Origin of the sequence: Nostoc sp. C110, assembly GCF_043099725.1 — a bacterium.
GTDB classification, from domain to species: Bacteria; Cyanobacteriota; Cyanobacteriia; order Cyanobacteriales; family Nostocaceae; genus Nostoc; species Nostoc muscorum_A.
This window is the reverse complement of sequence record NZ_CP171148.1, coordinates 5,726,010-5,739,507: the sequence shown is the minus strand read 5'-3', so window position 1 is coordinate 5,739,507 and position 13,498 is coordinate 5,726,010. Positions and strand designations below refer to the sequence as shown.

General features: G+C 41.9%; 11 protein-coding genes and 1 pseudogene. 3 read left to right on the top strand and 9 right to left on the bottom strand.

Translation table 11 applies throughout. The features are described 5' to 3' along the window. The first annotated feature begins 97 nt into the window (after positions 1-97). Positions 98-709: a DedA family protein gene (locus ACFFRD_RS29505; RefSeq protein ID WP_392479256.1), complete on the top strand. Its 612-nt coding sequence runs from the start codon at positions 98-100 to the stop codon at positions 707-709. 61 nt (positions 710-770) lie between these two features. After that, a complete protein-coding gene (locus ACFFRD_RS29500) occupies positions 771-1,304 on the top strand; it encodes a hypothetical protein (RefSeq protein WP_392479254.1) in 534 nt (177 codons plus the stop codon). Here the strand turns inward: ACFFRD_RS29500 and ACFFRD_RS29495 are convergent. The 5 genes and pseudogenes from ACFFRD_RS29495 to ACFFRD_RS29475 all read right to left on the bottom strand — a co-directional run bounded on the left by ACFFRD_RS29495 (position 1,301) and on the right by ACFFRD_RS29475 (position 8,812). Further along, positions 1,301-1,861: a hypothetical protein gene (locus ACFFRD_RS29495; protein ID WP_392479252.1), complete on the bottom strand. Its 561-nt coding sequence runs from the start codon at positions 1,859-1,861 to the stop codon at positions 1,301-1,303. The two genes, ACFFRD_RS29500 and ACFFRD_RS29495, sit on opposite strands and share 4 nt — an antisense overlap. Before the next feature lie 330 nt (positions 1,862-2,191). Next, positions 2,192-3,835 carry an acetolactate synthase large subunit gene (locus ACFFRD_RS29490; protein WP_114083884.1) on the bottom strand — a complete coding sequence of 548 codons (1,644 nt, stop codon included), beginning with the start codon at positions 3,833-3,835 and terminating at the stop codon, positions 2,192-2,194. 93 nt (positions 3,836-3,928) lie between these two features. Then, complete coding sequence (locus ACFFRD_RS29485; protein WP_392479250.1) at positions 3,929-5,296, bottom strand: NAD-dependent succinate-semialdehyde dehydrogenase; 1,368 nt, start codon at positions 5,294-5,296, stop codon at positions 3,929-3,931. Between the two features lie 267 nt (positions 5,297-5,563). Beyond that, a complete protein-coding gene (locus ACFFRD_RS29480; protein ID WP_114083882.1) occupies positions 5,564-7,204 on the bottom strand; it encodes an adenylate/guanylate cyclase domain-containing protein in 1,641 nt (546 codons plus the stop codon). A 552-nt stretch (positions 7,205-7,756) separates the two neighbouring features. Next, positions 7,757-8,812 (bottom strand): annotated as a pseudogene (locus ACFFRD_RS29475) (IS630 family transposase). Between the two features lie 385 nt (positions 8,813-9,197). On the opposite strand from ACFFRD_RS29475, the gene ACFFRD_RS29470 reads away from it, so the two are divergent. After that, entirely contained in the window at positions 9,198-10,373 is a 1,176-nt protein-coding gene (locus tag ACFFRD_RS29470; protein WP_392479247.1) for a phosphotransferase, read from the top strand. 133 nt (positions 10,374-10,506) lie between these two features. Here the strand turns inward: ACFFRD_RS29470 and ACFFRD_RS29465 are convergent, their stop codons facing one another. The 4 genes from ACFFRD_RS29465 to ACFFRD_RS29450 form a co-directional block, all read right to left on the bottom strand. Continuing rightward, positions 10,507-11,388 carry a CoA-binding protein gene (locus ACFFRD_RS29465; protein WP_179074565.1) on the bottom strand — a complete coding sequence of 294 codons (882 nt, stop codon included), beginning with the start codon at positions 11,386-11,388 and terminating at the stop codon, positions 10,507-10,509. Beyond that, positions 11,366-11,581: a hypothetical protein gene (locus ACFFRD_RS29460; RefSeq protein ID WP_392479245.1), complete on the bottom strand. Its 216-nt coding sequence runs from the start codon at positions 11,579-11,581 to the stop codon at positions 11,366-11,368. The genes ACFFRD_RS29465 and ACFFRD_RS29460 overlap by 23 nt, the downstream gene beginning before the upstream one ends. Positions 11,582-11,672: 91 nt before the next feature. Then, the gene (locus ACFFRD_RS29455) at positions 11,673-12,899 is read right to left on the bottom strand and encodes a succinate--CoA ligase subunit beta (RefSeq protein ID WP_114083362.1); all 1,227 of its coding nucleotides are present in this window, start codon (positions 12,897-12,899) and stop codon (positions 11,673-11,675) included. A gap of 444 nt (positions 12,900-13,343) precedes the next feature. Then, complete coding sequence (locus tag ACFFRD_RS29450) at positions 13,344-13,496, bottom strand: hypothetical protein (RefSeq protein ID WP_179074567.1); 153 nt, start codon at positions 13,494-13,496, stop codon at positions 13,344-13,346. Positions 13,497-13,498: the final 2 nt, after the last annotated feature.

Below are 13,498 nucleotides of genomic sequence, written 5' to 3'. Positions count from 1 at the left end.
ACAAGAACTTTACGTAAATTTAATATTACTTTTTATTCAGCAAAATTGCTAAACGTTAAGATGTTGTGGATATATTGTTGAAACCTAAAAAATTCTAATGCATTTAAATTTACCAGACCTAATTACAAAAATTGGCTACTTTGGGGTATGGGCAATTATCTTTGCTGAATCTGGCTTGCTAATTGGTTTTTTTCTGCCAGGAGATAGTTTGCTATTTACTGCTGGATTTCTCGCATCTCTTCCGAAATCAGGGTTTAACATTTGGGTTCTGATTTTTGGTGCTTTTGTTTGTGCAGTCCTAGGTGATAATGTTGGCTACGCTACAGGACATAAATTTGGCAGAAAATTATTTCAGAAAGAAGATTCATGGTTGTTTCATAAAAAACACTTGGTAAAAACCCAGGATTTTTATGAAAAACATGGCAAAAAGACACTAGTTTTGGCCAGGTTTACACCGATAATTCGCACTTTTGCGCCGATTGTGGCTGGACTTGGTGCGATGCATTACCGAACATTTACGTCTTACAACTTAATTGGTGGCTTTCTTTGGACATTTGGCATTACCCTGTTAGGATTTTTCTTAGGAAAATCTCTGCCACCTGAACAAGTAGATAAATATTTATTACCAATTATTGGATTAATTATAGTTATTTCTTTAGTACCATCAATGATTCATGTAATACAAGAAAATAGAGCAAATAAAAGTTAAAATATTTTTCGTAATTTATGGAGATTGGAATGAGTTAATTTTGAATTTGGAACGAAGCGACATGAATTACTTAAATATTAATCTCTATCTATTAATAGAAAATCTTCTCTTTTTTACAATTGCCACACTTTTTATTGTGGTTGTGAACTGGGGGTGGAAACACACAAAGCCCTATACTCTACCTTTGCCATTTCCCGGTTGGTATAAAATCTGGTTTGGCTCAGTGCAACTGCTAGGAGGATTGCTGCCCTTAGTAGTGATGCTATTGTGGGGTGTATGGTGGGGCGATCGCAGTGTGTTGACTGTGCTTGGTTGGTATTTTATTATCTTAGGGTTGCAAATTATCTCTGAGATAGTAACACTCAGGCAGTTGCAAAATGTAGTGTGGGTAATGGTTCCTTATATATACTTGCCTTACCGCTTCTGGCAGCTATATGAAGGTTTAACACTTTTGGATTCTAAAAGTCAGTTGGTATGGGTACGATATTTATTGATTTTTGAATTGGTGTTGTGGATTGTTAACTACGTTATAGATGTGTCTCAATTGCCACGGCTGTTTCGCTGGGAAGTAGAATCAAACTCTGATCTTAGTTAGGGATTAATCGCAGAATTAGCCATTTTTATCAAAGAAGTGCGATCGCCTGCTTTCAACCCAACAACATATTGCACACCCTGTTGTCTCCAAGTCAAGGTAGCATCTGAACAATTAGCACCACAAGTAAAATCCACAAAATAGCCAGTAATACCCTTAGCTAAAGATACAGCTTTACCATTCAGGCGGGGGGTTTTGCGGGTTACTGCTTCAGCAGAAATCACACCCAGACGACAAGCAGTTCCACCACTACAATCAGGACTGAAACCGAGCAAAATCTCGTAGTTTTTTTGTGTAGCAGCTTCTATAATTGCGTAAATTCGATTTTCCCCATCTGATTCAGGAATAAACTTCGGTAACAGAACCCGAATCTGAGTCTTTTGCTTTAATTTAGGCAAAATAGGTTTAAAAACTGGGTGTACCTGGGTTTTACCCTGGCTTTGTGCTATTAGCTGGGACTGGTTATTTATAGTAGCGATCGCTGACTTGTGAAAGCTGCTAACGCTGACTAATACAAATACGCCACATACAGCACTGATATAACTGATGCTTGAAATCATCTTTGAAAACCTATTTCGTCTAAAAAAGGAGTTAGGGATAATTGAAGAAGAATTCAGAATTCAGAATTCAGAATTCAGGAATCAGAATCAAGACACTCTCTATGAGACGCTGCGCGAACGATGACGCGCTTGCGTTACGTAGTGAAGACCATCAAATTTTCAATTTAGTGGCGGTGCAAAAACGCTGATTATTCATCGCGCCAGTCATACAGAATTCATGCTGAACGCGAAGAGTGTGCCGGAGGTATTATTCTGAATTCTGACTCCTGAATTCTGTTCGATAATTCCTAACTCCTCAGTTATAACTCTTAACTCCTAAGCCGTAACTTTTTACACCGCACAACTCAACTCGCCGGCTTTTTGGCTAAAGCGGTGATTCTCCCTGTAATCTACGGGACAATCTATCACGGCGGGTACATCTTGAGCGAGGGCTTCTTTCAAAGTGGGAATCAAATCTAAAGCCGATTCAACTCGGTAGCCTTTTAAACCCATACTTTCAGCATATTTCACAAAATCAGGATTGCTAAAATGCACAAAAGATGAGTTTCCTTTGCCAAATTGATTTTCTTGCTTCCACTCAATTAATCCATAGCCACCATCATTGAAAATTATGGTGACAAAAGGTGTTCCGACACGTAAGGCTGTTTCTAATTCTTGAGAATTCATCATAAAGCCGCCATCGCCTGTTACAGCAACAACTTTGCGTTTAGGATGAACGAGTTTTGCTGCTAAAGCGCCAGGAATGGCAATACCCATAGCCGCGAAACCATTGGAAATTATGCAAGTATTGGGGCTATGGCAATGATAATGACGGGCCATCCACATCTTATGTGCGCCAACATCAGAGATAACGATATCATCTGGGCCCATCACTTGCCGTAAGTCATAAATTAACTTTTGTGGCTTAATCGGAAATCCGTCATCATGGGCATACTGTTCATAATCAGCCCGAATATCTGACCTTAAGCTGATAGCAAAAGGATCGGGTTTACCTTGTCTATCTGCTAATTTTAAAATTTCATAGAGGGAATCTGAAATATCTCCCACGACTTCGGCGTTAGGAATATAACTACTATCAATTTCCGCCGGACTTACCCCAATATGCACAATCGGAATTTCACCATTACGATTCCATTTTTTCGGGGAAAACTCAATCAAATCATAGCCGATCGCAATTACTAAATCTGTGTTATCAAAACCGCAGGTAATGAAGTCTCTTTGCTGTAATCCGACTGACCACAAAGCCAATTGATGTGTGTAGGGAATCACACCTTTACCCATGAAGGTATTAGCAACAGGTATATTCAGCAAAGTTGCAAATTGCGTTACGGCATCACTGGCATGAGCGCGAATTGCCCCATTTCCGACTAAGATTAATGGGTTAACTGCTTGGCAAATTGCGGCTGCTGCTGCCCGAATGCTAGCAAAAGATGCATAAGTTTTTTCGCTATTATCCTTACGCAAAGGTTTGCCTTCGACGGGCATAGCAGCAATATTTTCTGGTAAATCGATGTGAACTGCACCGGGTTTTTCAGATTGCGATCGCTTAAATGCTTTCCGCACTACTTCTGGTGTAATACTCGGTCGCACAATCTGCTTATTCCACTTGGTAACAGGTGCAAACATTGCCACCAAATCTAAATATTGATGGGATTCGATGTGCATTCTATCTGTTCCCACTTGACCGGTAATCGCCACTAAAGGCGCACCATCGAGGTTAGCATCTGCTACCCCAGTCATCAAGTTGGTTGCCCCAGGGCCAAGAGTAGAAAGACACACCCCTGCTTTTCCTGTTAAACGTCCGTAGACATCGGCCATGAATGCTGCACCCTGTTCATGACGAGTTGTAATAAATTTAATCGAAGAATGTTTTAACGCTTCCAAAACATGCAGGTTTTCTTCGCCAGGGAGTCCAAAAATATATTGCACTCCTTCATTTTCTAGGCACTGCACCAATAATTCTGCTGTATTCATTTTATTTCCCGACAACTCTATTAACGAATAAGACTTTTGTTCTTTGTCATTAGTCATTTGTCCTTTGTCCTTTGACCAATGACCAATGACTAATCATTTAACCCACACGGTTTTCACATTGACAAACTCATGTATACCTTGGATGCTCAATTCTCTGCCATATCCAGAACGCTTAGTACCACCAAAGGGCAACCGAGGATCGGATTTGACCATACTGTTGATAAATACGGCACCTGCTTCGATTTCCTCAACCAAGCGATCGCATTCTTGGTCATTCGTTGTCCAAGCGCTTGCACCTAATCCAAAGGGACTGTCATTAGCGAGTTTAATGGCAGCATCGATATCAGGAACCCTGAATAACAAGGCTACTGGGCCAAAGAATTCTTCTTTTGCAATTGGTGTGTCAGGCGGGATATCTATGATAATCGTTGGCGGATAAAAGTTCCCTGGACGATCTGATAAAGGATGTCCGCCGGTGAGGACTTTACCACCACTTTTGGTAGCAGCTTGCACTTGTTGATCTAAATCCTGGAGAATACCAGGTGTTGCCAGTGGGCCTAAATCGGTATCCGGTTGCATAGGATCGCCTACTTTTAGCGCCTCGAATTTTTCTAAAAGCAATTTTTCAAATTGATCTGCGATCGCTTCTGCGACAATAAAACGTTTCGCTGCAATACATGATTGCCCGTTATTCAACATCCGTGCTGTAGTAGCTGTGACAACTGCTGTCTCTAAGTCAGCACTTTCTAACACAATAAATGGATCGCTTCCTCCCAATTCCAAAACGGTTTTTTTAATTTGTTTGCCGGCGGCGACAGCGAGGGATATGCCTGCTGGTTCGCTTCCTGTCAAGGTGGCAGCTTTTACGCGGTCATCAGCCATTAAATCGGCAACTTTGGCAGCGCCTATTAATAAAGTTTGAAACGCACCTTCAGGAAAACCCGCGCGTCGGATAATATCTTCAATTGCCAAGGCGCACTGCGGCACGTTGGAAGCGTGTTTGAGTAAGCCGACATTTCCCGCCATTAATGCTGGTGCAGCAAAGCGGAACACTTGCCAAAAGGGGAAATTCCACGGCATCACCGCGAGAATTGCACCCATTGGTTGATAACGTACAAAACTCTGGCTGGCATCAGTTTTTACACTGACATCAGCCAAAAAAGCCGGGGCGTGTTCAGCATAGTAGCGACAGACGGCGGCGCATTTTTCGACTTCTGCGATCGCAGCTCTAAATGGCTTACCCATTTCTAGAGTCATTAACTTAGCAAATTCTGCTTTGTCTTGCTCTAAAATATCAGCAGCCTTTTGTAGCCATTGCGATCGTTCAGAAAAATCAGTCTGACGATACTTTTCAAAAGTCTGATTTGCCAAATCGAGTTTAGCAACAATTTCTGTATCATTGAGCGCCTCAAAGGTCTTGAGCGTCTCCCCAGTGGCGGGATTGATGGTAGCGATCGCCATTACCTGACCTCCCGTTAAAAAATAGCTTCAGGTAGGCTTCCTAGTGTTACACAGATCAATTCTGGAAGCTACACCCAAATTTTAGTCTTTTAAACAAAAATTAGTCGCTTAATATTACAATTTTGCAATTACTTTTGAAATAAAAGATACAACTTAACTACGTATTTATCTTGATAAATTAGTCATTAGTAATTTGTTAATTCGTTTTCCAATACCCATACCCAATACTTCTCTACGAGAGGCTGCGCCATCGACAATGACAAATGACTAATAGCCAATAATTGTTGGCACTTGCTGCAAATTTGTCTGATAAACCTTAACTAATCGATCAATACCTTTGAAACGATAGTCTCCCATTTCTTGAAAGTCTTCAGGCAGTGAAAGCATTTTATGAGTGGCTTGACTAATCACACATTCACTAGGGGGACAAACTGCTTCCATCCGAGCAGCAAGATTAATCGTCGCGCCTAATGCCGTATAATCTACCCTTTGGGAACTACCGACATCTCCCACAACAGCCTTACCGCTATTGATAGCAATCCGTAATTGCAGGGGTTCGTGCCAAAAACCATTGGCATTTAAATGTTCGAGACGAGTGAGCATTCCTTTGGCAGCAGTAACAGCGCGATCGGCGTGATCTGCTTGCGGTTCTGGAGCGCCAAAAAATGCCATAATACAATCGCCAATATATTTATCTAAAGTGCCGCCGCAAGTAAACACTTCTTTTAGCATTTCTTCAAATAAATTATTTAATAGTTGAGCGATCGCAGTTGGTGTTAACCGTTCAGAAATTGCTGTAAAACCTACTAAATCTGCAAATAAGATACTGATTTCGCTCTCGGCTGGTGCTAAACGACCACCCGGTAATCCGCCTACAGATATCAACTGCTGCACAACTGCTGGAGAATGATAGCGTTCTAATCGGTGACGAATCATCTCTTCAGTTTTGAGTTTCTCTACCAATAGCCAACGCTGCACACTCGAAGCTACAAGGTTTGCTAAAGCCGAAAAAAAGCTGAGTTCTTCTTCGCCTTCATTTGCCCAATGGTAAGAAGAAAGATTGGCATCGGCATAGAGTACGCCTACAACTTTATTTTCATCCCATAAAGGCACTGCCATCGCGCTACGAATGCCTTTGACTAAAATACTCTGTTCACTAGCAAACCGTTCATCCTGATGGGTATCGGCGGTTTGAATCACAACTTTTTCGTCAAATACCTTTTGACAGATACTCCGACTGATCCAACTTCCATCTGAGGGTAGATGTTTTTGTTGGGAAATATTTCTCGTAGCTGCGTTCACTAACTCTAATTGACCGCAACCATTAACATCAATTAATAGTCCCAAGCGATCAATACTATCAAGGTAACGAAAAACTACTTGCTGCACTTGAGAAAAAATTTCTTCTATAGATGCCGCTGCACAGAGATTTTTCGCTATGTCCACTAAGTCTTTGAGACGGGCAATGGTTTTGTCCTTATTGCTGATATTCCCATCCTTGCTATCAGCTGCAATCCATTGCTGTTGTAATTGTTCGACATTGTGCAGAATTGTTCTCTGCTCATTATTTTCCGAACTTGCGTGATACTCAGATATCGATTGAGCGACAGCGCTTGTGAGCATTACTACCAGGCTAACATTGCCCAACCAAACGATATCACCATGATGCAACTCTTGGGGACAGTTAATCAGATATTTATTGACTTGCGTCCCGTTTTTGCTGCCCAGATCCTCAATAGTCCACACACCGTCTGCTGTTTTCATCAGGCGAGCATGGTTGCGGGAGACTCCAGCAAAAGGTAAGTACAAGTTACATTCCGGCAAACGACCAATTGTGAATATACCTTGATCGACTGCGATCGTTGTCTCCGTATCTCCCTCTTTTAGGCGTAGCGTGAGTTCAGTCATGAATGTGATCCATCAAAGCTAGAGGTGCAAGCAACTCTCAGGTAAGTTCTACCCTATAGGTTAACCTTCGCCTTTTCTTTATGACACTGTTAACTGCATTCCGACAACTGTATGTGACAGATATTACATTGAATCAGGCTATTTTGCTGGAGGTTTGTAGGATTTCCGCAAAATATCTGTCAAACTTTCGTTTCTCCGTGTCGTGCTAGTCGCTACAACGCAGAGGCTAGCGTCAAAAGGATTTCCCCTATGAGCTACTGATTTAATTGGGCGGTAATTCTAAACTAATGTGCTTCTCCCCTGGCTGGACAGTACTTTCAGGCTTGGGTTTCAATCATACTACTCAATCGCTACTCAAAAGCACTATCTTTAACCACATTTTTTGCGATCGCAAGCAACCATCGCCCTAATCAAATGCTACTCATTCATTAGTGCCCATGTGGACTAAATATAATGTGACGAAAAGGAAATTTTGACTTATGGTGCGAAACACATATCTGCAATTGTACTTAAGTAAGTCGGCGGGAAAATTTATAACTATGTAACAAAATCTTAACCAGAGTCATGGGAGTTAAATTTAACACGATGTGTACTGTAGTTTCCTTTTTCTCCTCTAGCTTTAACACCATCAATTACGGCATAGGCAAGTTCTAACTCGTCGTCAAACATTTTTCCCGCTAGTTCATGTTTTTTCAGGTGTTGCCATTCCAATTCAATCGGATTCATTTCAGAGCAATATTTCGGCAAAAAGAAGAGGTACAAACCCATTTGTTCCCACTTTGCCCATAACTGCTGTACCTGAAGACATCGATGTATCGGACCATTGTCTTGCACTATTACCCTGATGCGCCCTATCTTTTGGGCATCTGCCGCTTCTTGCTCCATCATCTCGATATAAGCTTTTCTGTTAACACCTCCGATAACCAGACCGTAAATAAAGCTTATTATTGGTTGAAAAAATCCGATAATACTTAATCTGCGACCACGACGCTGGGTTTGTTCCAGACGTTTTTGCTCACCTCGCGGGTAATAAGTGTAACCCGGTTCGCTCCATGCACAAAACCCTGATTCATCTAAATACTTCAGGTCTATTTCTCCAGCAGCAGCAGATAATTCCAGCATATCTAGGTCTGCCTGCTTTTTTTCCCGTATTACAGGGTCTTGTTTTCCTTTATGACTCTTTCTGGCTCGTTTCCAAATGATCCCCTTTTTTTGAGTACCCGTCTTAATTTATCGGGACTCAGTTTAATTTGGCGCTCGCTTTCTAATTTTTGGGCTAGTTGAAGACTGTTGTATGTGCGTGGTTCCTTTTTCAGGCATTCTTCCAAAAAAACTATGTCTGATTCCTTGCACTTTGGTTTTCCGCCACGAAGAAAGTTTTTCCCAAAGCCCTTGTATACCAAGCTTTTCCCATTTATGTAAAACTTCTCTCACTGTTTGTGGAGTCCAGTTAAAATGGGCGGCTATTTTTTCCACGTACCAGCCATGTGCATTTAACCTGATTATCTCTGCTCGGTCTTTGACTTTCTGTGGTGCATCCGCAGTTCTTAGGTTTAATAGAGTTTTATCTTGATCGCGAGTCAAAAACACCCTTAAACGAGCGCCCATATCTTTGTCACCTCGGTAGATGCATTCTCCGTATTTACTTATCTTTACATAGTTTGGTTTTTTCGCGCCGACTTACTTATCTCAATTTTAAGTTTGGGGTTTGTATGGTTCTTGGCAACTTTTGGTGATGATGAAAGGTTACGCGCTTTAAGGCAGAAGGGTTTTAAAGATTTTGTCTGTCGTCGTGGAACTGGTGACAAATGTCAATACTTATAACCGAGGAGTGACACTTTACTAGAAGGTTGATTCAGTATTAGGGCTTACACCAAATTACACGCTGTAAGGACAATTCATGAATTGCCCATACCTGAAAATCAGAGTTTTGGCTATTGTTTGCGTAAGCCCTCATCAAGTAGTCGATGAAATTTTATAAAGTATTGATCCAATGAATTCACCTTCCGCGCATCCGCTAATTGATGAGGTGACATTAACGACCGTTGTCCGTCGTACACTCGACAGTAAAACTGCCACTTTGGGCGAATGGCACTCCGAAGCGATCGCTCACCATATTATTAATAACGTTACAGCCGGTTTGCAGCGCATTACTGGTATTGCTAACAATGGCAGCGAACAATTATCTTGGTCGGTAATTCTGAAGATTTTGCACCTACAACCAGAAAATGCTGGCTCTATTTTCAATTCCTCTCAAGACCCCACACACTGGAATTACTGGCAGCGTGAGGCGTTGATATATACATCGGAAATTCTCGATAATTGGACTGGTGACTTAGTAGCCCCCCGTTGTTTCGCTATTACAGAGCCATCTGTTAATGTCGTCTGGCTGTGGCTGGAGGATATTCAGGGCAGTCCCGGCACTATTTGGCCCCTGGAGCGCTTTGGTGTGGCAGCCCGTCACCTTGGCTATTTACAAGGCAGCTATGTAATGGCGCAATCATTGCCTTCTGAGCCTTGGCTGAGTCGTGACTGGCATCGAGCATGGGTATCTAATATTGATAGTACAGCTTTAGAAGCGTTGCGAGAACCTGCTGTATGGCAGCACCCGCTACTAAAACAGATATTTTCCCCAGATATCGGCGATCGCGTCATGGACTTGTGGAGCGATCGCCATATCCTTCTCGACACTGTGGACAAAGCACCCCATACACTCTGCCACTTTGATATTACGCCTAACAACTTGTTTTCTCGACGTAACGCAGATGGCAATGACCAGACTGTTCTCATCGATTGGTCTTTTGTTGGCTATGGTGTCTTGGGAGAAGACATCATAAATTTGGTGCTGGACAGCGTTTTCTTGTTGTTCGTCGATAGTTCATCACTGATACCCTTGGAAAAACTTGTGCTTGAGGGTTACTTAACGGGGTTGCGTTCTGCTGGGTGGAATGGGGATGAAGGTGTGGTGCGCTTTACTTATGCTGCTTTAGCGGCACTTCATTTTGGTCTAATCGCAGGGAGGCTGTTAAAGCTAGTGCAAAACGAATCTCGTCATAGCTGGCTAGAGCAACGCTTTGGGCGAACTTTTGATGAGATTATCACATCAAGAGCGATCGCTATTACTCATGGATTAAAACTGGCAGACGAAGCCAGATTATTGCTTCCTTAGCTTTTTGTAATTAAGTAAGTTAGTGTTAAAAAAACTAAGTATGTTACGAAACGTAAATATGCTTAAAACCCTTACCAATGACAAAGGACAAATGACAGCCTTAGCCAGTTAGCTTTAATTTCGCCGACCTAACTTAATTAATTTCCTTTCTCAATAATTCTGGAATCTGAGAAGGGCGTTCAGCTACTGGAACTTCTGCTTCTTTTAAAGCAGCTAATTTACTTTGGGCTGTCCCAAAGTTAGGATCGCGTCCGATAACCGTTGCTAAAGTCCCAGTTTGCCGCCAACTTTTTCCTGGTGGCGCTTGTCTACCTGCAATGTAGGCAATTACTGGTTTATCAATTGCTTCAGCAATATACCGGGCTGCTGCTTCTTCACTACCACCACCTGGTTGACCGACTAAAACGATCGCCTCTGTAGTTTCATCCTCATCCAGAATTTGCAACCATTGGAGAAACGAGGAACCAACGATCGCATCACTACCAATACTGACACTAATCGACTGCCCCAAACCTGCTTTTGTTAATTCGTAAGCAACTTCGTAGGTGAGAGTGCTGCTACGACTAACGATTCCCACTGCCCCAGGAGTATAAAACTCACTAGGTTGAGTGCCTAAAAGAATTTTTCCCGGCACAATGATCCCCGGACTGTTAGGCCCGATTACCAAAGTTTCACAGGCTTCGGCTTTGCGGAGTAATTGCACCATATCCAAAGGTGGCACGCCAGCAGTGATAATAATGATCTGGCTAATATGAGATGCGATCGCTTCTAATGCAGCATCTAGAACGTCGTAAGGATCTACACAGATAATTGTTGTGTCAATTACCCCAAATTGTTTTATTACCTCCTCTACTAAGTCAAATACTGGCAGTCCATGCAGTTCCTGTCCGCCACATCCCGGATTGACACCTGCTACCAAATTCGTACCATAAGCTTGCATTTGAGCAACATGAGTGCCTGATATAAATTCACAAAAGCCTTGAATTATTACTTTACTTTCTGGCGTTAGGTTCATAAAAAATTACCGTAAGTTTGACAACCCAGTGAGTTAAGCCACAGGAGGCAGGGGGAGGGGGCAGAGGAGTGTGGGGAGTGTGGGGAGTGTGGGGAGTGTGGGGGGTAAGACTTCTTCCCCATCCTCCCACACCTCCCACACCTCCCACACCTCCCATACTTCCCATACTTCCCACACCCCTTGGATTTCTCACTTGTGAGAAATCCAGGCTAATGCCCAATTCCCAACAATATATTTACGTGGTAAAAATTAATAATTTTTGATTTGGAACAAAATCACAGTCACTACTTTTTATTAGCAGTTGGTTTAGCAAGACGAACTGCTGCCGCTACTGCCTCATCTAAATTTTCTACCACGAGTAGCGCATTGCTGTGGGTTTTTAGTGTTGCTAAATATTTTCTAGCAGCATCAAATTCAGAACCAGCAAGACGGATAACTAAGGGTGTAAAATGCTGTACTTGACGACTTTTACTACCATTAGAACGTACAACTTGTGATTCAAGTTCGCTGTTGTCTTGCTCTACAACTCTGGCTATAACTTCAACCACTTCCTCAGTTTGAGGAATGCTACCCAGAAAGTTTATTAGTATTACTTGAATGCTTTTGTCAGCTTCCAGGATTTTCAGACCTGTCTCTAGGCGATCGCGGAAGGTAGTTGGTGTTGTATCTGTGAGGAAAGCATGACGTAAATTTAAACAAACACCTGGATTGCCACCAGCATTGGCGACTAAATCTAAAGTTGCCATCACTGAACCAGTACCATTACCTAAAATACCGATTTTACCGTGCATTTTTACGCCATCCCAGTCACCTAAAATACCATTAATTTCAGTACTGGTATGACGGCTGATAATTTTTGCAGCCATCTCAGCCAGGTCTGGATGACGCTTGATTGCCCGTTCGTTAATCCTGACTTTACCATTGAGAGCCATAACTTGACCATTAGCACTGACTGCCAAGGGATTTATTTCGACTAAATCCAGGTCTTTTTGCACAAATAAGTGGTACATCTTCTCCAAAACGCTGCTTACCGACTGCATCAGCGTCCCTTGTAGACCCATTTTCAAAGCTAGTCTTCGGGCATAAAATGGCGAAAATTCCTGTTCCACGACAACATGGTGCATTTTTTCTCCAGCAGATTCCCAATCGATGTCTGCTTCTTTACAACCTAAAAGTACTGGTCGGCAGACAGCAGTATCTAAAACTACCGCTAGATAAAATTCTTGATTCGCGTCGTATTGGGATTCTGCCAGCACCACTTCTGGCAATTCGCCCCATATTGGTAGACTAAAAATATTTTGAGCAGCTGCGATCGCATCAATTGTCGTTTCGGCAAACCTGACTCCACCCGCTTTTGCCCGCTCTGCTCCATGTACTTGAGATTTCAGCACAATCGGAAAGCGAATTTTTAAACGTTTCAAATCTGTAGGATGGTCAATCCGTTGGGAGGGCAAGACCGGAATGCCTATCTTCCCAAACCATTCTTTAACTTGATACTCTAATAAATCCATTGATACACCTTGTATTGACACTTTCCAAGCTTTTAGTGAATGCTGTTTTAATATTTTGCAGCACTTTTATTTAAAAATTAAGCTTTTGGCAGCTATAAAAATTTCTTTTTCTACGTATCAATTTTATCGAACCCAGCAAATGAGGCATATTAATTTTGATAGCTAACCTGTTTGTGCCAGAGCCACAACAGGTAATTAATCTCCTCAGTAAGTTTCCCAGCATAGAAGATAACTACCATTTCTGTCAAAACCCTCTGACCTAGCACTGTTTCCTTAACCTTTGGATAAAATTTTCACAACTGCTCTGCAACCAAAATTTTACAGAATAGTAGCTACTCTAAATTTAACTGTCGCAAAATAATGCAGTGAAAATACTCAAAATTCCTATTATTCCCATTTTTTATTTGTAATTTATATCTGAAGACAGATTATTTAATTTTGCATCTAGTAGCGTGAAAATGTAGCGCCGCGAACAATAATTGCTTTTTTAATTTTTGGTGAAAAGTCAGAATTTGTGTTAGAAAGTTGGTCGTTCAGATTTTCAGGCTGTGGTTGGTTAAATTGTGCATTTGCATTCAACAAAACTAAAAAGTTCATTT